At 44.3% G+C, this 26,382-nt stretch carries 23 protein-coding genes; 6 read left to right on the forward strand and 17 right to left on the reverse strand.

Annotated elements, in window-relative coordinates; all coding sequences use genetic code 11:
• Positions 1-14: 14 nt before the first annotated feature.
• A complete protein-coding gene (gene murQ, locus NB504_RS00165; RefSeq protein WP_258428056.1) occupies positions 15-944 on the forward strand; it encodes an N-acetylmuramic acid 6-phosphate etherase in 930 nt (309 codons plus the stop codon).
• Here the strand turns inward: murQ and NB504_RS00170 are convergent.
• Complete coding sequence (locus NB504_RS00170) at positions 941-2,737, reverse strand: sodium:proton antiporter (protein WP_258428057.1); 1,797 nt, start codon at positions 2,735-2,737, stop codon at positions 941-943. The two genes, murQ and NB504_RS00170, sit on opposite strands and share 4 nt — an antisense overlap.
• Before the next feature lie 51 nt (positions 2,738-2,788).
• The gene (locus tag NB504_RS00175; protein ID WP_064624503.1) at positions 2,789-3,130 is read right to left on the reverse strand and encodes a DUF2799 domain-containing protein; all 342 of its coding nucleotides are present in this window, start codon (positions 3,128-3,130) and stop codon (positions 2,789-2,791) included.
• Between the two features lie 243 nt (positions 3,131-3,373).
• Between NB504_RS00175 and NB504_RS00180 the strand changes: the two genes are divergently transcribed.
• Entirely contained in the window at positions 3,374-4,858 is a 1,485-nt protein-coding gene (locus tag NB504_RS00180; RefSeq protein ID WP_017046294.1) for a carbon starvation protein A, read from the forward strand.
• A gap of 95 nt (positions 4,859-4,953) precedes the next feature.
• On the opposite strand, the gene ispH is transcribed toward NB504_RS00180, so the two are convergent.
• The 6 genes from ispH to murJ form a co-directional block, all read right to left on the reverse strand.
• Positions 4,954-5,916 carry a 4-hydroxy-3-methylbut-2-enyl diphosphate reductase gene (ispH, locus tag NB504_RS00185; RefSeq protein WP_013857553.1) on the reverse strand — a complete coding sequence of 321 codons (963 nt, stop codon included), beginning with the start codon at positions 5,914-5,916 and terminating at the stop codon, positions 4,954-4,956.
• Positions 5,917-5,942: 26 nt separating this feature from the next.
• Positions 5,943-6,374, reverse strand: a complete 432-nt coding sequence (gene fkpB, locus NB504_RS00190; RefSeq protein WP_013857554.1) for an FKBP-type peptidyl-prolyl cis-trans isomerase — start codon at positions 6,372-6,374, stop codon at positions 5,943-5,945.
• Between the two features lie 168 nt (positions 6,375-6,542).
• Entirely contained in the window at positions 6,543-7,052 is a 510-nt protein-coding gene (gene lspA / locus NB504_RS00195; RefSeq protein WP_026028078.1) for a signal peptidase II, read from the reverse strand.
• A gap of 17 nt (positions 7,053-7,069) precedes the next feature.
• A complete protein-coding gene (gene ileS, locus NB504_RS00200) occupies positions 7,070-9,928 on the reverse strand; it encodes an isoleucine--tRNA ligase (RefSeq protein WP_258428058.1) in 2,859 nt (952 codons plus the stop codon).
• A 63-nt stretch (positions 9,929-9,991) separates the two neighbouring features.
• Positions 9,992-10,927 carry a bifunctional riboflavin kinase/FAD synthetase gene (gene ribF, locus NB504_RS00205; protein ID WP_026028079.1) on the reverse strand — a complete coding sequence of 312 codons (936 nt, stop codon included), beginning with the start codon at positions 10,925-10,927 and terminating at the stop codon, positions 9,992-9,994.
• A gap of 71 nt (positions 10,928-10,998) precedes the next feature.
• Entirely contained in the window at positions 10,999-12,561 is a 1,563-nt protein-coding gene (gene murJ / locus NB504_RS00210) for a murein biosynthesis integral membrane protein MurJ (RefSeq protein ID WP_026028080.1), read from the reverse strand.
• A 257-nt stretch (positions 12,562-12,818) separates the two neighbouring features.
• Here murJ and rpsT point away from each other — a divergent pair, with 257 nt between their 5' ends.
• Complete coding sequence (gene rpsT / locus NB504_RS00215) at positions 12,819-13,079, forward strand: 30S ribosomal protein S20 (RefSeq protein ID WP_026027444.1); 261 nt, start codon at positions 12,819-12,821, stop codon at positions 13,077-13,079.
• Between the two features lie 152 nt (positions 13,080-13,231).
• Here rpsT and NB504_RS00220 read toward each other — a convergent pair whose 3' ends face one another.
• Together NB504_RS00220 and nhaR are read right to left on the reverse strand one after the other, a co-directional pair.
• Positions 13,232-13,525 (reverse strand): metalloregulator ArsR/SmtB family transcription factor, encoded by a 294-nt coding sequence (locus NB504_RS00220; RefSeq protein ID WP_026028082.1) that lies wholly within the window; start codon positions 13,523-13,525, stop codon positions 13,232-13,234.
• Between the two features lie 274 nt (positions 13,526-13,799).
• Positions 13,800-14,690, reverse strand: coding sequence for a transcriptional activator NhaR (gene nhaR / locus NB504_RS00225; RefSeq protein ID WP_026027442.1), 891 nt, complete (start codon positions 14,688-14,690; stop codon positions 13,800-13,802).
• A gap of 371 nt (positions 14,691-15,061) precedes the next feature.
• Between nhaR and NB504_RS00230 the strand changes: the two genes are divergently transcribed.
• Positions 15,062-16,207, forward strand: coding sequence for a Na/Pi symporter (locus NB504_RS00230; protein ID WP_064624491.1), 1,146 nt, complete (start codon positions 15,062-15,064; stop codon positions 16,205-16,207).
• Between the two features lie 102 nt (positions 16,208-16,309).
• Here the strand turns inward: NB504_RS00230 and NB504_RS00235 are convergent, their stop codons facing one another.
• The 5 genes from NB504_RS00235 to rppH are packed head-to-tail and all read right to left on the reverse strand — an operon-like array spanning position 16,310 to position 21,591.
• The gene (locus NB504_RS00235; protein WP_258428059.1) at positions 16,310-17,161 is read right to left on the reverse strand and encodes a thymidylate synthase; all 852 of its coding nucleotides are present in this window, start codon (positions 17,159-17,161) and stop codon (positions 16,310-16,312) included.
• A gap of 15 nt (positions 17,162-17,176) precedes the next feature.
• Positions 17,177-17,980 (reverse strand): prolipoprotein diacylglyceryl transferase, encoded by an 804-nt coding sequence (gene lgt, locus NB504_RS00240; RefSeq protein WP_013857591.1) that lies wholly within the window; start codon positions 17,978-17,980, stop codon positions 17,177-17,179.
• A 43-nt stretch (positions 17,981-18,023) separates the two neighbouring features.
• Complete coding sequence (locus NB504_RS00245) at positions 18,024-18,815, reverse strand: sulfite exporter TauE/SafE family protein (protein ID WP_088728632.1); 792 nt, start codon at positions 18,813-18,815, stop codon at positions 18,024-18,026.
• An 8-nt stretch (positions 18,816-18,823) separates the two neighbouring features.
• A complete protein-coding gene (gene ptsP, locus NB504_RS00250) occupies positions 18,824-21,070 on the reverse strand; it encodes a phosphoenolpyruvate--protein phosphotransferase (RefSeq protein WP_258428060.1) in 2,247 nt (748 codons plus the stop codon).
• A 2-nt stretch (positions 21,071-21,072) separates the two neighbouring features.
• Positions 21,073-21,591, reverse strand: a complete 519-nt coding sequence (gene rppH / locus NB504_RS00255) for an RNA pyrophosphohydrolase (RefSeq protein WP_010319133.1) — start codon at positions 21,589-21,591, stop codon at positions 21,073-21,075.
• A 605-nt stretch (positions 21,592-22,196) separates the two neighbouring features.
• On the opposite strand from rppH, the gene mutH reads away from it, so the two are divergent.
• Both mutH and NB504_RS00265 read left to right on the forward strand, forming a co-directional pair.
• Complete coding sequence (gene mutH / locus NB504_RS00260; protein ID WP_010319132.1) at positions 22,197-22,862, forward strand: DNA mismatch repair endonuclease MutH; 666 nt, start codon at positions 22,197-22,199, stop codon at positions 22,860-22,862.
• Positions 22,863-22,996: 134 nt separating this feature from the next.
• Positions 22,997-24,031 (forward strand): NADP(H)-dependent aldo-keto reductase, encoded by a 1,035-nt coding sequence (locus tag NB504_RS00265; RefSeq protein ID WP_258428061.1) that lies wholly within the window; start codon positions 22,997-22,999, stop codon positions 24,029-24,031.
• A 37-nt stretch (positions 24,032-24,068) separates the two neighbouring features.
• Here the strand turns inward: NB504_RS00265 and NB504_RS00270 are convergent, their stop codons facing one another.
• Positions 24,069-24,320, reverse strand: coding sequence for a hypothetical protein (locus tag NB504_RS00270; RefSeq protein ID WP_010319130.1), 252 nt, complete (start codon positions 24,318-24,320; stop codon positions 24,069-24,071).
• A 500-nt stretch (positions 24,321-24,820) separates the two neighbouring features.
• On the reverse strand, positions 24,821-26,155 hold the full coding sequence (vpsR, locus tag NB504_RS00275; RefSeq protein WP_064624479.1) for a cyclic-di-GMP-binding transcriptional regulator VpsR: 1,335 nt from the start codon (positions 26,153-26,155) through the stop codon (positions 24,821-24,823).
• Positions 26,156-26,382: the final 227 nt, after the last annotated feature.

Genomic DNA, 26,382 nt, shown 5'->3' on the forward strand with positions numbered 1-26,382 from the left:
AAGTAAGGAATGGTATGACTAATGACGCGCTGCTCTCTGCGCTTTCTCACCTTATTTCCGAAGGTCGCAACCCTGACACAATGGATATTGACTTACTATCAGCACAAGAAATTGTAGAACGGCTCAATCAACAAGATAAGCACGTTCCGCTGGCCGTCGAAAAAGTCCTTCCGGAGATCGCCTTAGCCGTGGATCGAGTTACCTATGCCTTCAAACATGGTGGTCGATTAATCTATATCGGTGCAGGAACCAGTGGCCGATTAGGCGTTCTTGATGCATCAGAGTGCCCTCCAACATTTGGAGTTAGCGATCAGATGGTGATTGGTTTGATTGCCGGTGGGAAAGAGGCCATGTTCAGTGCTAAAGAAGGGGCGGAAGATTGCGCAGAACTCGGCATTCAAGATCTCAAAAGTATTCATTTTACGGATCAAGATGTGGTTGTTGGCATTGCCGCTAGTGGGCGAACACCTTATGTCATCGGTGCCTTGGAGTATGCTAATGATTTGGGCGCGACAACCATTGCCCTATCATGTAACCCGGATTCCCCGATTGCAGAATTGGCGCAAATAGCCATTAGCCCTGTCGTTGGGCCAGAAGCTCTGACCGGTTCAACGCGCTTAAAATCCGGTACAGCGCAGAAGCTGGTACTCAACATGCTCACCACCGCTAGCATGATCCGTCTTGGTAAGAGTTACCAAAATTTAATGGTCGATGTTAAGGCCACTAACCGAAAACTCATCGCCAGAGCGGTGCGAATTGTGATGCAAGCAACCGACTGTGAACGCGCTGAGGCTGAATACTTATTAGCCCAAAGCAACAACAATGTAAAAGTAGCGATATTGATGCACTTGACGGGGTTAAGTTATGCAGAAGCTATGGATAAATTGACTGAGTCTGATGGTTTTCTTCGCCGGGCAATGGAAAGTGAACACGAGAGCCACTAGTGGCTCTGGCTCTGTTTGATCAACGAGACGACTATTTCACCTTCCGTAGGTAAAAACTCCTGAATAGAATGGTGCATCTGGATACGGCCTTTGACGTTCACCATAAACAGTGGCAAAACAAAATGTTCTTTGTTCTGCTGGAGATAATCTTGGTAGGTGAAACTTTCGCTCAGTTTTGTGTGCTTAATTTCTGCACCTTGGTTGATCAAACTGGCTAATTTTTTATAACTCACTTCACCATTAAAAAGTGATAAACCGTGATATTCCTGAGCCACTTTGTGTTTATCGCTACTATTGTCATTGGCATGATCGTTCAAACAAAATACGCGTTTTTCACCGAAATCACTGAGAAAATGCATGCAAGCCATAATATTGAAATGCTTATCAGGGCTAAGTGCAACCACATGACCAATACCAATCAAATCTAAATATTCATCGGCGTGGCTTGATATCGGATTACCATAATAATTGGCTAGCCCCGCCATTCGCGCCTGACTAATGTAGTCCCAGTTAGAATCGGTGAGCACAACGCGACAATCATATTTCGCAAACGCCTTTCCAAGCGCTCGAGCGACGTCATTCGCACCAATAATCAAAAAACCACGCGGAGCAGGTTCTGCCACCTTCAATGCCATTGCAATAGGACGCGCCGTCGCACTTTGTAAAATCACCGTTCCAATAATGACCATAAACGTTAAAGGCACTAATAGTGTCGCTCCCTCTACACCTGCCGCTGTCAGTTTAATAGCAAATAGAGAAGAAATAGAAGCAGCCACAATACCGCGAGGCGCCACCCAAGCCAAAAAAGCTTTCTCTTTGAAAGATAATGAGCTGCGCACGGTTGCAATAAAAATGGAGATCGGACGGGAAACTAACTGCATTACCACCAACAACAGCAATGCACTCCACCCTAATGCTTGGAAATCAGCCAGCTCGATGCGTGCAGCCAAAAGGATAAAGAGGCCAGTGATTAGCAAAATAGTCAGGTTTTCTTTGAAATGAAGAATATGCTGAATATTGACGTTTTTAGCATTTGCCAGCCACATCCCCATCACCGTCACCGTCAGTAAGCCAGACTCTGACTCGATGGCGTTAGAAGCGGAAAAGACGCCAAGTACCACAGCCAATACAGCAAAAGGCTGTAAATATTCAGGCAACATGCCTCGCTTCAATATGACAGCGACGGCTTGGCCAGCAGCCGCTCCTATACTTAAACCAACACCAATAATTAAAGAGAAAACGTATAAGCTATGCGCTTCACTGCTAGAGATAATAAACTCATACACCATCACCACAAACAGTGCACCCAACGGGTCGATGAGTATTCCTTCCCAGCGCAATATATTGGAAAGTCGAGCATTTGGCCGCACGGTACGTAGCAGCGGTACTATGACGGTCGGCCCGGTAACTACGGTCAAACTGCCAAACAGCAGCGCAAGTGACCAATCAAAGTCCAATAAATAATACGACGCAACGCTGGTTATTCCCCATGAAACTAGGGCTCCAAGCGACACAATGCTCCACACAGTGTGGTTGACGCCGCGAATATCTTTGAAGTTGAGTGTGAGGCTACCCTCAAACAAAATCACCGCAACCGCAAGAGAAATCAAAGGGAATAATAATTCTCCCAATAGCTGCTGAGGTTCTAACCACCCAGTCAACGGACCAACGACAATGCCCGCAATTAATAAAAATAAAATAGCAGGAAGACGCAACTTCCATGCTAACCACTGGCACGTCAAACCAAGAACGCCAATGGCTGCAATAGCTAAAGCAATAAACTCTTCATGCATATATTTTCTCTAATAGCGATATCTTAAATGGATAACCCATCAATAGGTGGGTTAATTAGAAAACTCATTCCAACCCCGTTGCCATTCCATGCGAAAGCGCTGTGCTTGCTCGGTTCCTTCGCACGCACCTTCATAATATAGTCCTGACAATCCAATTTGATAGGCGAAATTGGGGTTACAATACTCGCTTAGCCCTTTAACGTATCCCGCTTCGTAATCGGCTTGTTGCACCAAACCCAGCTCAGAAAGCTTTTTATAGCTGCGCTGAGTATGACCTGTGACTCCATCTTGATAACCAATTTGTTGCCAATCTCCGTTTTGTGCTAATTCAGCATCAGAGGCCGCACACCCAATCATCAATATAGCAGCGCACAATACACTTAATTTTTTCATTGTTGTCCTTAAGTTCTTATTTTCATTCAATTAGCCTAGCAGATTGCTTGTAAGATGCCACTCATTGCCTCCCAGCAGCAAAGCATTATTGATCCAGATGATGAGACGAGCCCTAAACCACTTATTGTGTGAAATAGCCACTTAACTGGCTATAGTGCCGCTCACTGGAAAAGCAGATGTTTCTCGTCACAGAGCCCTTTATTATCCACAGTGAGCTTAATTCATTCATAAAGGACAATTGCTATGATGTGGTTTCTTACCTGTGTCGCAGCCCTACTGGCCGGATACTTTATCTACGGCGCTTTTGTAGAAAAAGTATTTGGTATTAACGAGAACCGTAAAACACCGGCCCACACCATGAGTGATGGCGTGGACTATGTTCCTATGTCGACCAAAAAAGTCTACTTGGTACAATTGCTTAATATTGCTGGCGTAGGCCCAATTTTCGGCCCAATCATGGGCGCACTCTATGGTCCTGCAGCAATGTTGTGGATTGTCATCGGCTGTATTTTTGCAGGTGCGGTGCATGACTACTTTTCAGGCATGTTGTCGGTACGCAATGGCGGCGCTTCAGTGCCCACCATTACCGGCCGTTACCTAGGCAATGGCGCCAAACATTTTATGAACATTTTTGCCATTGTACTGTTACTGCTTGTGGGGGTTGTTTTCGTTTCTGCGCCTGCGGGGATGATCACCAATCTGATTAACGAGCAAACGAGTCTAACGGTGAGCATGACCTCAATGGTGGTGATCATTTTCGCTTACTACATTCTTGCCACCATCGTTCCTGTCGATAAAATCATCGGCCGCTTCTACCCACTGTTCGGCGCATTGTTGATCTTTATGTCGGTTGGCTTAATGACCGCGATTGCGCTTTCCAGTGAACACACTGTGATGGGCGGTTTTGAAATGAGCGACATGTTCAGCAACATGAACCCGAACGACCTACCACTTTGGCCAGCGCTCTTTATCACGATTGCTTGCGGTGCTATCTCTGGTTTCCATGCAACTCAGTCGCCATTGATGGCTCGCTGTATGGAAAATGAAAAAAATGGCCGCTTCGTGTTTTACGGTGCCATGATTGGTGAAGGCATTATCGCACTTATCTGGTGTGCAATTGCACTCTCTTTCTTTGGCTCATTGGAAGGATTATCAGAAGCAGTGAAAAACGGCGGCCCAGGTAACGTTGTGTACAGCGCATCCTTTGGCTTATTAGGTGTGTTTGGCGGCATCATCGCCTTCTTGGGTGTGGTTATCCTACCGATCACCTCAGGCGACACTGCATTTCGCTCTAGCCGTTTGATCTTGGCTGAATATTTCAATATGGAACAAAAAACGCTGCGTAATCGCTTGTTCATGGCACTGCCGCTGTTTGTTTTGGGTGCCATTCTCACTCAAGTGGATTTCGGTATTATTTGGCGCTACTTCGGTTTTGCCAACCAAACCACAGCAGTAATGATGCTTTGGACCGCTTCCGCCTATTTACTACGCCATAACAAACTGCATTGGATTGCGACTATCCCCGCGATGTTTATGACCACGGTTTGTGCCACCTTCATTCTTAATAACAGTGCATTAGGCTTTGGCTTACCGATGCAAGCATCAACCATTGCCGGTATTTTGTTCTCACTGTCCGTAACCATATATGTAATTAGAATCTCCAAAGGTAAAGGCGACATCGAACTTACCGATGAAGAAAAACCGAAAGCAGTCACAGAAACTGCATAGTGTGAATGACGCTTCGCTTGCGTTATAGAAAGGGGCTTCCATCTGGAAGCCCCTCTTCTTTTATTGGTACGTCTAATTCAAATACTTTTTATTGACTAGTCGATTTGCTTGATTTGTAGCTCTTTGGGCACTTCAAAAAACATATTCTCTTCTCGTCCAAGCACTTCTTCAACCGATTGAGCACCAAGCTCTTTAATACGATCTAGGATCTGATTCACTAATGCTTCGGGTGCCGATGCACCTGCGGTGACGCCAACGGTTTTCTTACCATCAAACCACGTTGGATCAATATCTTCAGGGCAATCAATCAAGTAACCCGGCGTTCCGAGCTTTTCCGCCAATTCTTTTAAACGCGTAGAGTTTGATGAGTTTTTCGAGCCCACCACCACCACCAGATCGACATCCAATGCAAGTTGACGCACCGCATCTTGGCGGTTTTGTGTCGCGTAACAGATATCATCTTTACGTGGTCCCTGAATATCGGGAAACACTTCACGCAACTTATCAATCACATCGGCTGTTTCATCCACCGACAAGGTGGTTTGGCTAACATAGTGTAAATTAGTCGGATCTTTAACGATAGCTTTTAGCGATTCAACATCTTCCGGTTTTTCAACCAAGTACATGCCGCCTTTTTTACTGGCGTATTGGCCCATGGTTCCTTCCACTTCAGGATGACCTGCATGGCCAATCAGCACTACTTCCATACTGCGGCGACTGGCTCGAGCCACTTCCATATGCACTTTAGTCACCAAAGGGCAAGTGGCATCAAACACGGTTAATGCACGTGCTTTCGCTTCAAGTCTCACCGCTTGCGAAACGCCATGAGCAGAAAAGATCACAATATTGTCATCAGGTACTTCGTGTAAGTCCTCAACAAAAATGGCCCCGCGCTGCTTCAGCCCTTCCACCACAAAGCGGTTATGCACCACTTCATGTCGTACATAAATCGGAGGCTGGTACAGCTCAAGTGCGCGTTCAACAATGCTGATCGCACGATCAACACCGGCGCAAAAACCACGAGGGTTGGCTAACAATATTTTCATTTCATTGCTCATTGAATAGGGTTATCGCAAGTTGCCAATTATTCTACAGACAAAATCTCAACATCAAAAATGACATCTTGTCCTGCAAGTGGGTGGTTAAAATCAACCGTTACCGAATCGCCCGCAATAGCGGTGATAATACCAGGAATTTCTAAGCCATCGCGGCCACTAAACGCCATAATCGTGCCAACTTCCACCTCAGTATTACCGGCAAATTTGGCGCGATCCATATGGTGGATGTTATCTGGGTTAGACAAACCAAACGCGTCTTCAGCTTTTAACTCAATGGTTTTGGATTCTCCGGCACTCAGACCGATTAAGCACAACTCAAAATTGTCGCTTAGACTGCCATCACCAATAACCAATTTCGCTGGTTTGCCCATATTATGAGTGCTATCCGCAATAGAGCCATCTTTTAATTTAATGGTGAAGTGTAGGGTTACCGCACTGTTTGCTTTTATTGTCGTCACGTAATTTCTCTTTATTTATTTTAGTGTGGAGACAAGGCATCCATAACGACATAAAAATGCCCGTTTTTAGTACGCCTATCGCCACCGTATTTTTAGAGATGAAGAGTAAACAAAAAGCGCCACCTGAATCAACAGACAGCGCTTAGGGTTATTCAACTATTTTAGCCATTATGAGTGCGCATCGTCTTTTTTACGAAAGCCATCAAGGATAATCATTGCTGCACCAAGGCAAATAGCACTGTCAGCCAAGTTAAACGCTGGCCAGTGATAATTGCCCCAGTAGAAATCAAGATAATCAACCACAAAACCGTGCACGATACGATCAAACACGTTGCCGATTGCGCCACCAATAATCATGGCATAAGCGATATTATGCCACTTCTCTTGCGCAGGCAGCTTACTCATCCAGTAAGTGAGGAGCCCCGTCACAGCAAAGGCAATAGCGGTAAACAACCAACGTTGCCAACCCGCTTGATCGCCTAAAAAGCTAAATGCCGCACCATAGTTATGTACATAAAGTAGGTTAAAAAAAGGCATTACTTCGATGCGATTTGCCCAACCATACCCCATGTTATCCATGACCATCAGCTTTATACCGACATCAAGGGTAAAGACCAGAAGCGCTAGCCATAGCCAGCGAACTCCTGATTGTTTCCAAGTAAGCGTCTGCTCTGCCATATTGAATCCCAATATTATTAAGCGAACTTACGAACTTCGCCTTCACCATCCACGTTCGACACACAACGGCCACAAATAGTTTCATGACCAGTGATAGTGCCAACGTCAGGAGTATGATGCCAACAGCGATCGCACTTCTCTGCTTCCGTTGCGCTCACCAACACAAACAAACCTGTTGTTTCCGTTGCTTGTGCCGCATCGCTTTTCTCAGCCAGAGGCTTCACTATCGCTTTTGATGTCAGCAGTACAAAACGCAGTTCATCTTCAAGCTTGTTCAACTGAGCCACTAAAGCATCATCAGCAAACAGCACCACTTCAGCTTGTAATGAGCCACCAATGATTTTTTCACTACGAGCGGTTTCAAGCAACTTGTTCACCGAGCTACGAACTTTTTGCATCTCTGCCCAAAATTCATTGTTCAACTCTTCGCCTTCAGTTAAGCCAAACAGACCTTCAAACCACTCACCCGTGAAGACAAATTTTTCACGCGGCTCGCCATTAGCTTGCATCGCTGGCATTTCGTTCCAAATTTCATCAGCCGTAAATGACATGATCGGTGCCATCCAACGAACCAAAGCCTCAACGATGTAATACAGCGCCGTTTGACAGCTACGCTGTGCATGTGCACCTTGTTTAGCGGTGTATTGGCGATCTTTAATCACATCAAGGTAGAACGAACCCATTTCAATTGAGCAGAAGTGCATCAAACGTTGGATCACGCCATGCGTATTATACTCTTCATATGCTTTGACAATTTCTTGTTGCGCCGCAAAGGCACGGCCTACGGCCCAGCGATCCAGCGACACCATCTCGTCAGCTGCAACCATATCCGTTGCTGGGTTAAACCCATTGAGGTTGGCTAAGAAGAAACGTGCTGTATTACGGATACGGCGATAAGCATCCGCCGAACGTTTTAGAATTTCGTCAGAAACCGCCACTTCACCAGTGTAATCAGTCGATGCAACCCATAGACGCAGGATGTCTGCACCCAGTTTATTGGTGACATCTTTTGGCGCAACCACGTTGCCGATTGATTTTGACATCTTGCGGCCATGACCATCGACCACAAAGCCATGCGTCAATACTTGTTTGTAAGGCGCAGCACCTTTCATTGCTACCGATGAAATCAATGAAGATTGGAACCAACCACGATGCTGATCTGAACCTTCAAGGTACAGATCTGCACCGTGACCATTGAACTCTTCGCGCTTATCAACAACGGCGTAGTGAGTCACACCAGAGTCGAACCACACATCCAGCGTATCGAGTACTTTTTCGTAATGCTTGACATCTTCTTCGCCCAAGATCTCAGCAGTGTCAACATCCCACCACGCTTGAATCCCTTTTTGTTCTACCAATTGCGCCACTGTTTCAATCAGCGCAGGGCTATTAGGATGAAGTTCTGCCGTCTCTTTATGCACAAATAGCGCAATCGGTACACCCCAAGTACGCTGACGAGAAATACACCATTCAGGACGACCTTCAATCATTGCTTCGATGCGGCTTTGACCCCATTCAGGCATCCACTGTACACCTTTGATCGATTCTAGAGCTTGGGCGCGCAGACCGGCTTGCTCCATAGAAACAAACCATTGTGGTGTTGCACGGAAAATGATTGGGGTTTTATGACGCCAGCAATGAGGATAACTATGCTCGTAGGCATGGTGGTGCAACAAAGCACCTTTTTCTTTCAGTACTTCAAGTACAGAGTCATTCGCTTTAAACACATGTTGACCAGCAAATAGCTCGGTGTCTGCTAGATATACGCCGTTTGAACCGACAGGGTTGGCTACTTCAAGGCCGTATTGCTGACCGACCACGAAGTCTTCTTGACCATGACCAGGTGCAGTATGAACGACACCAGTACCCGATTCAGTAGTTACGTGCTCACCCAAAATCGCAGGCACAGTAAATGCGTAAAATGGATGATTAAAAGACATTAGTTCAAGGTCTGCGCCTCGGCAAAAACCAAGATTGTGGTAATGACTGATACCAGCACGATCCATGACACTTTTTGCAAGTTCTGACGCAACGATAATGCGTTCAGCAGAGCGTTCACCGTCTGCTTCAATTTGCAGCAAAACATATTCAAGATCATCACGTAAGCAGACTGCGCGGTTAGCTGGCAAGGTCCAAGGTGTGGTTGTCCAAATGACAATCGACACTTCACCGTGGCCGGCGTGATCAGCCGCGAGCGTGAACTTTTCAAGCAGCGCCGCTTCATCGGCTGCTTTGAATCGTACGTCAATCGAAGGTGACACTTTATCTTTGTATTCAACTTCCGCTTCAGCCAGTGCTGAACCACAATCAGTACACCAGTGAACAGGTTTGAAACCTTTCAGCAGGTGGCCTTTATCGGCAATTTTACCCAATGCGCGAATAATGTTCGCTTCGGTGGCGAAATCCATGGTGCGATAAGGTTTATCCCACTCACCCATGATGCCCAAACGCTTAAAGCTCTCTTTCTGGCCTTCCACTTGACCTGCTGCATATTCACGGCATTTTTCACGAAACTCAGCCGCGGTCACTTTCTGGCCCGGTTTGCCGACTTTTTTCTCTACCATCAATTCGATAGGCAGCCCGTGACAGTCCCAACCTGGGATGTAAGGCGCGTCAAAACCAGATAAGGTTTTCGATTTGATAATAATGTCTTTAAGAATCTTATTCAGTGCGTGACCAATATGAATATCACCGTTGGCATAAGGAGGGCCATCGTGCAATACGAAAGATTTTTTGCCTTTTTTGGCTTTACGGATTTCGCCGTAAAGATCTTCTTGATACCAACGCTTTAACATTTCTGGCTCACGTTTAGCCAGATCGCCACGCATTGGAAACCCTGTTTCAGGTAGGTTCAGGGTATCTTTATAATCACTCATCGATTCTTAATTCCGTTATATTGGGCGACGTTAGACATGATATTAATCGGTGGAATAATCCGACTAATTCTTTAGCTGATGCAACCACACCCTTGCCGCATCAGCATCCAATTCAATTTGTTGCTTTAACGCTCCAAAAGATTCAAATTTCTTTTCATCTCGAAGCTTATGTAAAAGTGCCACTTCTAGCTGTTTGCCATATAAATTGGCATGAAAGTCAAACAAGTGTACTTCAAGTTGTTGGCGAACCCCGTTGACTGTTGGCCTATTACCAATATTGGCAATTCCTCCGATGGGCGAGTTATCAAGGCCATAGACATTGACGACGTAAACACCAGAGACCGGTGAAACACAGCGCTTAAGCGGAATGTTCGCTGTAGGGAAACCAATGGTTCGCCCTAACTTTTGACCATGCGACACTCGACCACTGATACCGTAATCACGACCGAGCATCTGCTTAGCTAACACTAAGTCATCGCTTGCTAAAGCGTTACGAATAGCAGTACTACTCACCCGCTGTTGTTGCAAGCAAAAACTGTGGGTACTTACCACCTCAAAACCAAACTGTTGTCCAGCTTGCTGCAGCATACTGAAATTACCTTGGCGATTTTTACCAAAACAAAAATCATCACCAATCACCAGAAACTTAACACCCAACTGAGCGACCAACAAGTCACGAATAAAAGCTTCTGCCGTTAAATTAGCAAAGTGCTGGTTAAAATTCACACATAACAATCTGTCAACCGACTGCTTGTTCAATTGCACAAATTTATCACGTAATCGAGTTAACCGAGCTGGTGCATTGTGCTTGGCAAATAATTCTAATGGCTGCGGTTCAAACGTCATGACCACCGAAGGTAAACCCAATAATTGCGCTTTCTTGGATACTTGCTTCAAAACTTGCTGATGTCCTAAATGAACACCATCAAAGTTTCCGATGGTTAATACACAGCCATGATGCTGTGGCTTGATATTGTGAATGCCGCGAATCAATTCCATTAGAAAATGCTTAAAACCTATAGTTCTCAATTAGCAAGGTGCGAAACCGACGGATTATATACTAATCACCATTAATCTGTCGCCGCTTTTAAGTCTTTTAAACGCACGCCAAGCACGGCTAGGCAAAGCAAATAACTGACCGCACCGATACTGATCAACATCACCAATGATGTAGCCCTCTGTGTCAGACTCCACTCTAGCCACGTTGACATTTCTTCCAATTGCCAAACAATGACCACAACCATCGCACTGCTGGCAACCATTAAGCGAATAATAAAACCAATAGTTTTACGGGTGATCTGATACACCCCTTGCACATGTAACCCTCTGTAAAGCAGTGCCATGTTGATAAAAGCAGATAATGACGTAGCTAACGCCAAACCAACATAACTTAAATGCCACGCTAAAAGCGCATTGAAGACCATATTAGAGATCATGGCGATAATGCCATAACGAACTGGCGTTTTGGTGTCTTGCCGAGAGTAGTACCCTGGTGCAAGCACTTTGATCAGCATAAAACTGATCAAGCCCAAACCAAATGCATAGAGTGACAACGCCGTTTGATTGACATCATTCGGGGTAAACTCACCTCGCATAAATAGCACCATAAGCATCGGTTTTGCCAACACAATCAGGCCTAACATCGCAGGAAAACCGAGCAGACAAACCATACGAATACCCCAATCCATGGTTTGCGAAAATCCTTCGCTGTGGGCATCAACATGTTTACGGGATAATGCAGGCAAAATAACGGTAGCGATCGCAATACCAAATAAGCCTAACGGAAATTCTAGCAAACGGTCTGAATAGTAAAGCCAGCTGATGGAGCCCGTTTGTAAGAAGCTGGCAATGAAGGTGTCCAGCAATAAGTTAATTTGACTGACCGATACCCCAAAAAGAGCGGGCAACATCAAAGTGCGAATTTTCACAACCCCCGGTTCATTCCAACCCCATTGAGGCCAAACCAATAAACCTGCTTTGAGCAAAAATGGAATTTGAAATAGAAACTGGACCAATCCCCCAAGAAGGACGCCAATCGCCAAGCCAATTTCCGGTTGCTGTAAGTGCGGCGACAAAAACCAAGCGCAACCGATGATCATTACATTCAAAAATACAGGGGTAAAAGAAGAGACGGCAAATTTGCCCAGGGTATTGAGAATCGCTCCTGATAAAGCAACAAAAGTGATAAACCATAAGTAAGGAAAAGTGATTTTTAATAATAAACTCGCAAGCTCAAACTTATGCGCATCAGGACCATCATTAAGCCAATCTAAAAACCAACCAGCCCCAAACAGTGCCGTGACCGCACCAGAGCATAAGATCCCCACAACAGTCACCAAAGTGACAATAACCCCCAATGTGCCAGATGCTTTAGCGATCAGCTCGCGTGTTTTATTGATATCTCCGGATGAATGGTATTCGGTCAGTACTGGAACAAACGCTTGAGAAAAAGCCCCTTCGGCAAATAGCCGACGTAAAAAGTTAGGAATTTTATTAGCAAAGAAAAAAACATCGGCACTCGCACCTGCCCCCATCAAATTCGCAACAACTACGTCACGAACTAGGCCCAACACACGAGAAATCAACGTCATAGCACTGACAATCAAGCCAGATTTGAGTAGGCGTTTGCTCACTATTACCTCGAAAAACAAGCCAAAACGTCATTATCCACAGCAACACGTAAGGAATGTCAGTGCGAGATCAGATAAGTATTAGCATTGGAAAAAAAATACTGTTAGAATCCCCGCATCTTAACCGCGATGACCTTCCTATACCAAAATTTGTTTGGCCTAGAACGGTTTTTGCACAAATCATTTGACAATTGAGAGCAAATAAGGGATATTCCCCGCCCTTAAATTGTCACCGAACTAAGTTTTTGGGAGTTAGACCCTTGGCAAATAGTAAATCTGCTAAGAAGCGCGCTATCCAAGCTGAGAAACGTCGTCAGCATAATGCTAGCCGTCGTTCTATGATGCGCACTTACATGAAGAAAACCATCGCAGCTATCGCAGCTGGCGATAAAGAAGCTGCAACTGCTGCATTTGCTGCAGTTACACCAATCCTTGACCGTATGTCGACTAAAGGTCTTGTTCACAAGAACAAAGCTGCTCGCCATAAGTCTCGTTTCGCTGCAGCAATCAAAGCTCTATAATTTAGACTTGGTTCCACGCGAAAATAAAAACCGGCTAAGGCCGGTTTTTTTATATCTGCAATGTCAAGTAAAGTATTTACTCTAATTTTAATATAAAAAAATCCGAACTATGTTACTGAAACATAATTTCGGATTGTGTATTTTTCAAAACACTAGCGGCAGTATAAACCGTGTAACAACTCAATCATCGCCTTGATCTCATGGCTGCTGAGTGTGTAGTAAACCGTCTGAGCTTCTTTTCTTGTATCCACTAACCCATCTCTTCTTAACCAAGCAAGATGCTGCGAAAGTGCCGATTGACTCAATTCTAATTTCCCACATAGCTCACCAACCGACAGTTCTTGATTGTGTAATAAACACAATATTTGTAGGCGTCTTTCGTTAGCCATAGCCTTTAACAACACCACTGCTTTAGCGGAATTTTTTTCCATTTCTTGTAGGTTCATGAATAAGCTCCCTTGGAACAACTTCTTACATCAAACGCATCACAAGTTTGCATCTTCCTTAACCCAACAGGTTATGAGTTTATAAGTAAGGTTAGTACCTTTTTCTACGTAGTTTAATTGTTATACCGTTTATGACGGCAACCATTCAATAGAGCGTCAATAACGGTATCAGAAGGCGTATAACCAGTTTAGATTAGTATTACTTGGCAAGCGATAATTAATAATATTGCTAGATAATGAGATAGTAATCTATTTATCGTTAGTAGTGAAAGCATCATACAAACAAATTATTAAAATCTGCATCGCAAACATTTTTCACTGCCGGATGTTGGATCATCCTCTCAGCAAAAATGACGTAGTACTCTTCTTTTAAATCATCAATCTGACCGATGAGTTGCAAAGGAAGATCATCACCAACTTCAGTCACATAGATTGAGGGCGCTAAAAAAATTGCATCATGATGATAACGCGCAAAAGCTTTCATCAATGCCGCATCATCAAACTCCCCCAGAATATTCGGCTTCAGGCCTTGACGGTCAAACCATTGCAATAGATTACGCCCCATCGCGGTTCGGCTTCCCGGTATCAACAACTTTCTCTGCTCTAAAATGGCGGGAAAAGAGACATTTTCAACCTTGCCTGAACAAAAAAAACTCATGTGACTCTCACCCAGTTTTTTGCTGAACAGGCCCGGGCTTTGGCTGGAATCGACGGGATAATCAGAGAGAATCATATCCAATTTGTGTTGTGAAAGTTGCTCTAACAACATTTCATGGGTCGATTCAAAACAACGCAAGTGGATACTGCTATCGGCCGGGACCGTCGTCATCAGTATTTTACTGACAAGCCGTTTAGAGAGGGCATCCGCCACTCCTACATCAAACAGCAGATTAGAGCGCTGACTATAATTGACAATATCGAGCATCTCATAACTTAAGCCGAACATCCGGTCAGCATATTTAAAAACCAGTTGCCCAAGTTCTGTCGGTTCAATGCTACGACCATTACGCTTAGTAAGCTTACCATCCATGCGCTCTTCAAAAGCCTTAATTTGCCCAGTGACGGTTTGCGGAGTCAAGAAGAGTGCTTCTGCAGCTTTAGTGACCGATCCCTGCTTGCATACCATCCAGAAGTAGTAAAGATGATTGTAGTTGAGGTGAAACATGATAAGGACACTCAATTTTATCTGGTCGTTGTTTATAACAAACCCAAGCCAAATGAGCAATTAACTCGGAAAAACCGAACTTAAGAACGTTAGCTAATCTTAATACCGAGCAGTTAGAGTTCAAAAATGACAACTTCGTCATAAAATATCTAAAACTAGCGTCCTTCGCTCTCCTCCTCCACGTTGTTAACGTCGCATAACATCATGAAAATTCAATAAATAAAGAATTAAAAGTCACCGTGAAACTTGTTTTTATCAGAGTTATCAATGAGAAACCCACTGTCATATAAATGAAATAATTATTCTCTACTATCTCGCTCAGATTCAACAACAGACCGAACAACACTCAAAAGGTCAATGGAGAAAAGAAAATGAACCAAGCGACAACTACTGCTGCACCCATTGCGAGTACCACTCGTTGGCTGCGTTGGGCGAACTTGGCATTCATGCTCTACCTACTGCTACTTGCAGTGGCGATGGTAGGTAGTGGATTTAAATGGGCGACAGGTGATCAAGCTAAGGTACTGTTTGAGTTTGCCTCACACCCAATAGCGGGGTTGATGATAGGGTTAGTCGCCACAGCATTGATTCAATCTTCAAGCACCGTAACCTCTATCATTGTCGGTCTTGTGGCTGGCGGATTACCTGTTGAAATGGCGATCCCAATGGTCATGGGTGCCAATATTGGCACCACAGTAACCAACACGCTTGTTAGCCTTGGACACGTTCGTTGCCAAGTCGAATTTAAACGCGCTTTTGCAAGTGCAACAATTCACGACTTCTTTAATCTTTTGGCGGTACTGATTTTCCTACCGTTAGAGATGATGTTTGGTATTTTAGAGAAAATTTCTCATTGGCTTGTGTCACCTTTGCTCTCTACTGGTGATATGAGCATGAAAGGACTCGATTTTATCAAACCTATCACGAGCCCAATTATCACGGCACTAAAAGGCCAGCTGATCACTTTTGGTGAAGTTGTAGGTGGCGTGATGTTGATTGTTCTTGGTATTGCGACCATTTTTGTGGCTATCACTGTCATGGGTAAGCTCATGAAGAGTTTGATGGTGGGTCGTGCGAAAGAGATACTCAAAGATGCCATTGGACGCGGACCGCTACACGGTATCCTTTCAGGTTCAATCGTCACTGTATTGGTTCAATCTTCTTCAACTACCACCAGTTTAATGGTTCCGCTGGTCGGCACTGGTGTATTGAAAGTACGCGATGTTTACCCATTCACTTTAGGGGCTAATATTGGCACTTGCATTACCGCCCTACTCGCGGCAACGGCCGTTTCTGGTGAGTTTGCGGTATTTGCCTTGCAAATTGCTTTAGTCCACTTAACCTTTAATGTATTAGCCACTGTGTTGATCTATGGTGTTCCGTTTTTACGTGAACTGCCAATTAAAGGCGCAGAAATGATCGCCGAAATGGCGACTAAGAATAAGTCGGTTGTCGCTGTCTATTTGCTATCGGTCTTTATTATCCTACCTGGTGGCATATTGGCACTAACGGCTTAAGTAACGAACAAACCACACGACAGATCAAAAAAATCCCCGAGCAACGCTTCGGGGATTTTTTACAACTAGAAAACAGTACTTTTTAATAATGCGAGAGAGCAACTAAACCGAAAACGGGTACTGGATGGCATCATGGCATTGGTAGCCTTCAATCCAGAAATCATTCAAGGTAACCCAAGTTTCAAGATCTTCTAGCGTTTTAATTTTCGAGTTGATATGAAACTTCGCCATAGGGAGCGGTTCACGCTTAAGTTGTACATCTTTCATCAACGCCAGTTGGTCTTCATAGATATGCGCATTGACGATCTTATGGTAGGCCACGCCCGCTTTTTTGCCGGTAATTTGCGCCATAATTGCGAGGAACACGTAGACCTGAACCATATTAAAATTCAAGCCAAGCGGTACATCACACGAGCGTTGCGTACTATTGAGATACAAAGTATCACCCAACAACGAAAAGTGATGACTGTACATGCAGGGGCGCAAGCAACCCATATGAAACTCACCTGGGTTGTAAAAGTTTAGGATTTCACCTCTATCATCAACGCCACGTGAAAGATCATCAACAATCTTACGCAGTTGATCAATCTGCCCACCATCCGCCTTGGCCCACGCACGTCCTTGAACTCCATACACGCGGCCCATATCATCTTCACCTTTACGGTATGGATTGTTAAGCCAAGCTGCATTTAAATTCGCATTCGCATCCCACGTTTTGGTTCCTAAAGCGCGAAAATCGGCTGCATTATCGTAGCCACGAATATAACCAAGTAGCTCAGCAACTGCGGCTTTCCAGAAGCTTTTACGCGTTGTCACTAACGGGAATTGATTCTGACCTATATCATAGGTGAGATCAGCGTTAACCACCGTTAGGCAGCGTTTGGCGGTACGTTCATTTTCGATCCAAACGCCCTCATCAACAATTCGCTGACAAAGTTCAAGATACTGTTTCACAAACTATCCTTAACACTATTGAGTCACTTTATGGTTAACCTTGTACGCCCATACCATCATCAGTGCACCGACAATGATCATCGGTAGCGACAGGATTTGTCCCATGGAGATAAATCCAGCGAACAATCCTAATTGTGCATCAGGTTCACGAACATATTCGACAAGGAAACGGAATGTTCCGTAGCCTATCAAAAATAGCCCTGAGACTGAACCAATTGGCCGATTTTTGCGGATAAACAGGTTCAATATAATAAACAGCACAATCCCTTCTAAGAAAAACTCATAAAGCTGTGATGGATGACGAGGCAAAGGCCCGCCGTTTGGAAAAATGATCGCCCATGGAACATCGGTTACTCGCCCCCACAATTCACTGTTCATGAAGTTGCCTAGTCGTCCCATGCCTAAACCAAATGGAACCAAAGGAGCCACAAAATCGGCGACACCAAAAAACGTCCGGTTATTTTTCCGTGCATACCAAAACATTGCACTGATCACGCCAAGTAGACCACCATGGAAAGACATCCCGCCTGTCCACACTTTAAAGAGATAGAGCGGGTCTTGGAGAAACAGATCAAAATTGTAAAACAACACATAACCGACGCGACCACCAATGACCACCCCTAAAAATCCAGCAAACAGCAAATCCGAGACTTGCTCACGAGTCCAGCCACTATTTGGTTTGTCCGCTCTGCGATTGGCAAGCCACATCGCAAAAACAAAACCAACTAAATACATTAAGCCGTACCAGCGAATGGATATAGGGCCAATCGCAATCAGCACGGGATCAATATTTGGGAACTGTATAAAACCCTGAGACATAAACGTGTTCTCTTACTAAAAATGAGGTGAAGATAATAAGTGATTAAAACAGCATAGTTGCCGCTATAACCATCAGAAAAACGGAGAATATTTTTTTCAATACCACCGTCGGTAACTGAGTCGCGTAACGCGCTCCTAATCGAGTAGTGAGAATAGAGGTCGAAGCAATGGCGACCAACGCAGGTAAATAGACATAGCCAATGCTGTAAGGTGGTAAATTCTCCACTTGATAGCCGTGCAAAATAAAACCAATCATGCCAGAGATTGCGATCACACAGCCACAGACAGAAGAAGAACCGACGGCTTTACGCATTTCAACGCCATGACGATTCAAAAAAGGAACGGAGAGCGAACCGCCACCAATTCCCGCTAAACTAGAGACAATACCAATACCACTGCCACATAGCATGGTCACCCACGCACCGGGCATCGATCTTTGCATTTGTGCTTTTATCGATAAAAACATTTGAATCGCCAGGCAAAAAACAATCACGCCAAATACTTTCGGTAGATATTGAGTCGGAATCACATCTGCGATCATTGAGCCAACAAACCCACCGACGATAACGCCGGGCATGAGCCACTTGACGACAAACATATCCACATTGCCCAATTTAAGGTGATTTAATGCCGAAGAAGCCGAAGTAACAATGATGGTCGCTAGCGATGTCGCTAACGCTAAATGCATACTAAGTTCGGGGGAAATACCTGCCTTGGGAAGCAAAAGAAGCAACGCCGGAACGACAATTAAACCACCACCAATGCCCAGTAAACCAGCCATAAAACCAACGACTGAGCCCAATAACACCAGCAACACCATCAACTCAAAATTCACATTGGTTCCTATTTTTTGCCTGCGCGGATAAAACCAGCAAAGCCTTTATCTTCAAAGTATGAGTGCATCATATTATAAATGTCGTTGCCGTAAGGTTGCATCAACGCTTTGTCAGCAAGTTGCCGTAACTGTCCTAATTGAGAGTGCCTCACTAAATATTTGACCTTGGCTACGTTGGAGGTATTCATACTTAGCATGCGATAACCCAAACCAATTAATAACAGTGAACCGATAGGGTCTCCGGCCAACTCACCACACACGCAAACAGGTATACGATGAGACTGGCAAGTTTCTAAAATCTGTTTAAGCGCCATCACCACCGCTGGATGCATGGAGTCATAGACATCAGCAACATGTGCATTGTTCCGATCAACAGCCAACAAATATTGGGTTAAATCGTTGGTTCCAACCGAAACAAAGTCCACTTTGCTCGCAATCAATGGTAGAAGATAAATCATCGATGGTACTTCAATCATAATGCCAACCTTGGGCATTATAATCCGATCATCAACGCTAGAAACTTCTCGATACGCTTGCTCAATCAACCGCATTGCGTCGTCCAACTCTTTCGTTCCTGAAATCATTGGCAATAAAATGCTGAGATTTTGGTTATCGCCGCTGGCACGCATCATCGCCCGCAGTTGAATCAAAAAAATATCGGGATGATCGAGCGTAAAACGAATGCCTCGCCAGCCAAGAAAGGGATTGTCTTCTTCAATGGGTAGATAAGGCAGTGCTTTATCGCCACCAATGTCTAACGTTCTCATCACCACCCGTTTATCAGGATAAGCGTTCAAAACGCTGCGATACTGCTGCACTTGTTCTTCTTCTGATGGAAAGCGATGTTGCAGCAAAAAGGAAATTTCGGTTCGATACAGCCCGACACCATCAACCCCTTGGTTAATTGCGATGTTGGTATCCGCACTTAATCCAGCATTGAGCATCACTTCAATACGTGTGCCATCTTGCGTAAAAGGAGCTTCTGCAATGGTTTCATTAACCATTTGAGAAAGTTCGCTTTCTTCATAAGCTAAAGCGCGATATTCCGCCAGAATTTGTCTATTTGGTGAGATAAAAACCTTGCCGCTATAACCATCGACAATGCCCTTTTTACCGTTGATCTCCTTGAGATTAAGTGAAATTCCCATCACTGCGGGAATGCCCAACGCCCGTGACAATATTGCTGCGTGGGAATTGGCAGCCCCTTCTAAAGAGACCACCGCCAGTAATTTATCTTTAGGAATAGCGGCGAGAATTGAAGCAGTAAGTTCGCGTACCACCAAAATAATCGGTTTATCAAGTTGCTGCTGCTCATGCTCAGTGTTGTGCAAAAAAAATAGCAGTCGCTGACCTAGCTCACGAATATCCTGTGCACGCTCACGTAAGTAAACATCTGACATCTTCGCAAAACGGTTGGAATAACTCTCCACAACTTGCCGTAATGCCCAATCTGCACGATCGCCTTTTTGGATCTGGCTTTTCAGATCGTTGCGTAGCATCGGATCATTGAGTAGATGAGTAAAGAGATCGAAGATGGCTAACGCATCTTTATTAATATCACTATCGAGTTTTTTTCTTAAACGACGAAAATCGTTCAAGGCGCTTTCTACCGCCAGCACTAGCCACTCTTGTTCTCGTTCAATATCGAGCGTTGAGGCGGGGTAAACATCAGACAGTTGAGGCTGGGTGTCATCCCACCAAAACTCACCAATCGCGATGCCAGATGACGCAGCAATGCCACTGGTGGATAACTGCTTTTTCGAAAGCAGCCACTGCCCTTGTGTTTGAGCATGAGCAATAATCACGGCCACTTGCGCCGCCAGAGTGACAATAAAAGACTCTTCCATCTCACTAAATAAGCGAGGTGTTTTTTGCTGCACGACCAAGACACCCAATACTCGCTTGCGATGAATAATCGGCGTACCAAGAAAGCTTTGATACACCTCTTCGCCAAGCTGTTTGAAGTATTTAAAATTAGGATGTTTCGACGCTTCAGCAATGTTGATTGGCTCAGCTGAACGTTTCACTAAGCCCACTAAACCTTCGTCAAAACCGATGTGGATTTTGTCGCCTTTGAACTTTAAGCCTTGCGTTGCCATCAGTTCTAGACGATGTTTTTCTTCGTTAGCAAGATAGACAGTGCAACACTCGGTACTCATCGCATTGCACGTTTGCTTAACCAAAATATCCAAGGCTTGGTGTACATCTTCTACCTTGGATACTTGTTCAACTATTTCCCTTAGCTGAGAGAGCATGTCTATCCTCTTTTATTTTTGCGCTTACCTTTGTTATTACGTTCTTTAAATGGCATCGCGAATGATGCAAACTCTTTCATGGCGCGACGATAAACATCTCGCTTGAAAGAGACTACTTGCCTCACTGGATACCAATAACTGACCCAACGCCAACCATCAAATTCAGGGGTACTGCCGCGCTGCATGTTGATTCTTGATTCATCACACTCTAAGCGCAGAAGAAACCATTTCTGTTTTTGCCCAATACAGACAGGTTGAGAATCCCAACGAACGAGCCGTTTTGGTAATTTATATCTTAACCAATGACGGCTTGTTGCTATGATTTTCACATCTTTCTTTGTAAGCCCAACCTCTTCGTAAAGCTCTCTAAACATCGCTTGTTCAGGAGTTTCATCGTCGTCAATTCCACCTTGTGGAAACTGCCAAGAGTGTTGTCCGTATCGTTTCGCCCAGAATACCTGACCATGGTTGTTACAAATCACAATACCAACATTGAGTCGGTAACCATCGCCATCGATCACTGGCCAACCTCTAGTAAAATCTTAATTGCTTTGATTTTTCCACATATCCCCAATAGGAGCAAACTTACTAGTGTGATTAACACGAGATTTATGTGTTCCTAATCATTAATTGGATAACTTTTCATCAAATTTAAAGTTATCAACAAAATAATGCGACACCAGCCACATTTATTCACCTTTTCTGTGAGTAACTATGTGAAGAATCTCTAGATAGCGACTTACTTCCCCAAAAAGCAAAAGAATACGGGCCAATACAAAAAAGACAATAATAAATTAAATACATAAAAAACAATTAATTAATTGGATTTTCCATTATTCACATTACGTTGCGATTAACAAAAAATTGATCCTTTCACAACATGCTCAAAGATCCACCAATTAGCTCGTTATCCACACCCCCACTCTAGTAGAAATAAGATTTACTGGTTAAGAGGCCCACTCTCTCAAGCAAAACCCTGTAAATGCATACAGATAAACAAAAAATGGAATATTTTTCCGATCAACCTGTGGATAACTTGGATTGCGATGATCTTTTAAGCAAAAGAAACGACAGCACATTGTGTATAAGAATTTGCTACAATCGCGTTTTTATCATTCAAAGTATCATGAAACCTGCACCTAAAACTGAACATGAATTAATGCTTAGAGCCCAAGACATTGCAGGCTTAAGCTTTAGTCAACTGGCCGAAGAAGCCAAGATGGCCGTGCCCCCTGACTTAAAAAAAGATAAAGGATGGGTCGGTCAGCTATTAGAGTGGCATTTGGGTGCAACGGCAGGCAGCAAACCTCAGCAAGATTTCGAGCAATTAGGTATCGAGCTCAAAAGTATTCCAATCAGTTACACTGGAAAACCGCTCGAAACAACCTTTGTGTGTGTAGCCCCACTCACCGGTGTTCATGGTTTAACATGGGAGCAAAGCCACGTGCGAAATAAACTCTCTCGGGTACTGTGGATCCCAATAGAGGGTGAGCGAGAGATCCCCCTAGCCCAGCGCCATGTCGGCTCTCCATTGCTATGGAGCCCTTCACCTGCACAAGAACAGCAGCTAAAAAATGATTGGGAAGAACTGATGGAATTCATCGTTCTTGGCAAAGTTGAGCAGATCACCGCTAAGCACGGTGAAGTATTACAGCTCAGGCCAAAAGCGGCAAACGGGCGAGCATTAACCGAAGCCTACGGTGCTAATGGCAAACCTATCAAAACCCTGCCACGAGGCTTTTATCTTCGAACTCAATTTACCGCGAGCATTCTTGAGCAACACTTTATTTAAAAGTGCTCGTTATCCATCATGAAAAAACGTAACCGTTTGATCTTTCACTGCACAATTCGTTTCCGTTTCACTGCCATCTTCGCTTATAGTAAAAACGTCACACACTCCACCAGCGAGAGCATCAAGGAAGGAATATGCAATACACCAAACTGCCTCATTCCACACTGGAAGTGAGCAAGATCTGCTTAGGTACCATGACTTTTGGTGAACAAAATAGCCAACAACAAGCCTTTGAGCAGCTCGATTACGCCTTAGACCAAGGTGTGAATTTCATCGATACTGCGGAAATGTACCCAGTTCCCCCCAACGGTAAAACCCAAGGTCTGACCGAAAGCTATATTGGCAACTGGTTAGAAAAATCAGGTAAACGTGAAAAAGTGGTGTTAGCGACTAAAGTGGCAGGCCCGCGTAACGTGCCTCACATCCGCGAAAAGATGTCACTCGATAGACGCAACATTCATTTAGCGATTGATGATAGTTTAAGACGCTTAAAAACAGACTATGTCGATTTGTATCAATTACATTGGCCTCAACGCCAAACGAACATGTTCGGCCAACTTAACTACCCTTATCCTGATGAGCAAGAAGAAGTCACCTTAATCGAAACGCTCGAAGCGCTTAATGATCTCGTCAAGGCTGGAAAAGTGCGTTACATCGGTGTGTCAAATGATACCCCGTGGGGCGTGATGACGTTGCTAAAATTGGCAGAAAAACACGATCTAGCAAGAATTGTCTCTATCCAAAACCCTTATAATTTACTGAATCGTAGCTTTGAAATTGGCTTATCTGAGATTAGCCACTTCGAAGGTGTTCAACTGCTGGCTTACTCGCCACTGGCGTTTGGTTGCCTGAGCGGTAAATATTTAAATGGCGCAAGGCCTGACGGCGCTCGGTGCAGCCTATTTGAACGCTTTTCTCGCTATTTTACGGCGCAAGGTGTACAAGCCACTCACGCTTATGTTGAGCTTGCTAACCAGTATGGCCTTGATCCAGCACAGATGGCGTTGGCGTTTGTCAATCAACGTCCGTTTGTCGCATCCAATATCATTGGCGCGACAAACCTAGAGCAGTTGAAAACAAATATCGATAGTTTAGATGTCGTACTCAGTAATGAATTGCTTCTTAAAATTCAAGAGATTGGGACGACTTACTCCAACCCTTGTCCGTAGATATCTTCGGGGCTAGCGAAGCCACTAGCCCCTCGTTTTACGTTGTTATTCGCATACTTAACACACGGCGAAGATGACGAATATGACGTTCAGCTTTAATTGAGTCAGGGACTGAAACGCCAATAGCGCGTCCATCACTTTCTAAGCCAATATCTTTAAGCAAGTGTTGGCTATTAAAAGGCAGCTCAAAAGCATGACGGCGAACATTTCGTTGCCATTGACGCTCTTCACGGCGTAAATCAGCACGGACCAGTAAAGTAGCAAGTTGTAAATAAATTGAATGACGCATGAGTATTCTCCAGTAGTAAACTAAACGTTGACGGCTGGAAAAATGGGGGCGAACAAGGTGGATCAACACTTTGATAAGCTGCCATTTTTCCGCAGCCTATCTCAAGGTTACGGATTAACTAAAAATCGGTGCCTTTTTTATCATCAAACATACGACAGGCGTCTGTAGTAAGAGACGATTTAGGCGCAGTAAGATCGATAGAAACGCGAACAGTATGAACAAAAACGAAATGATTCATGTTGCGCCTCCAAGCAAATAGTTAATCCAAAGTGAAATGAGTGTGTGAGCACGGCTCACGGTTAAATTCTATGCAACTGAGGTGATTATTCAACTCTTAATTTTCAAACAATTAAAAAACAATGCATTAACCTAAAATGAAAACCGATGACAGCAAATAAGTGACACATTCAGCTAGAGAATAACTTATTCGCAAAAGATATGATTATAAAAAATGGCCACATGGATTAAATGTGGCCATTTTTACTTGAAGAATCATCAAGTTAATAGGTATTTTCAGTGATTAAGTTATGTTTATTAAGCAATCGATACATAGTAGCTCTAGATACACCTAGCTCTTTGGCGGCCATTGATACTTGCCCTGAGTTGGATTCTAGAACCAGTAATAGCGCATCTCGCTCTGAACGCTCACGAATGCTTTTTAGGCTGCGCTTACCATCACTGCGTTTTGGTAAGTCGAGTTGCAATTCATCCAACATGACTGAATCGGACATCAGCACCACACGTTTGATCTGATTCATCAGCTCACGAACGTTACCCGGCCAGTGATAACGAGCCAATGAACGCGCCGCTTCTTCAGTAAAACTGCGCGCCTGCGCGTTAAACTCTTTTGAATACTCCTGCAAGAAGTGGCGTGCCAGTAAAGCAATATCACCCGCCCGCTCTTTTAAGCTCGGGACATTAATACGCAATACGTTGATATAGTGGTACAGCTCTTCGTTAAAATTGCCATCAATCAGCGCTTTTTCAATATCGGAAGAGTTGGCGGCCAAAATACGCACATCCACCTCTTTGACACCCGTTGAAGTTTCTATCGTTCCTTCTTGCAGGAAGCGCAAGAGGTTAGCTTGTTGGCTTTTAGGTAGCGTGAGAATATCTTTGAGTAGGATCGTCCCGCCATCTGCCCGCTCCAATAATGAAGTTTGAGATGAGTCTTCACAACCAATACCGAACAGCTCACATTCAAAGCGGCTCTCCGATAAAGCTCGGCAATTCACTGAAATAAAAGGTTTTTGTGCGCGAGACGACGTTTTGTGTACCGCTCTCGCGACCGTCTCTTTGCCCGTTCCATTTTCCCCATAAATGAGGATACTGACATCTGTAGGGCCGATGCGTTTGATCTGATCACGCAAGCGCTTCATGGGAGTGGACTCACCAATTAAACCAATATCCCCTGTTGATCCATAATGTGGCCATACTTTCTTCTCTAACTTAAGCATTCCAAGTTGGTGTCCAATGGTGCTCAGTAGCTGCGCATCGGGAATCGGCGCCGTAAAAAAGTCGATACAAAAGTTAACAATGAATTGGCAAATCGTATCCGAGCTCAACTGTGATTCACGAATGAACGCCAACCAACGTACTTGTTTATGGTTGCTGACCAAATTTGCAATGCCATTGAGGCTGAATTCATCATGGCTCAAATCAACAATACCAATGCATGGGCCTGTTTCTGCAAACAAGGCATCCGCTTTACGTAAATCTGCGCATTGTGTACAACGCCAACCAACCTGTTCAAGTACAGATAACCAAGGCTCGTATGTCCCACCAACGACGACAAGCGAACCAGGGACAGAATCCATTCGGAATTGAGTGCCCATCTATTATTCCTTATCTTTAAATTTATATGCAGTGCTACTTTTGGCACATTAAACGGCTGTTACATTAACGAGACTTGGCGCTGTAGTCTGTCTCGATAATAAGACTAGACAACAAATAAGCGCTTTGCCATTTAATATAGGGAACTATTTCATAATCCTTTCGAAATTGTTGTCTGTTAGTCCACGCTAGTGAACAAAATTTTTCAAACTAATGCAAAAAAAAACCG

Source organism: Vibrio sp. RM-69-4 (assembly GCF_024743775.1).
Classification (GTDB): domain Bacteria; phylum Pseudomonadota; class Gammaproteobacteria; order Enterobacterales; family Vibrionaceae; genus Vibrio; species Vibrio anguillarum.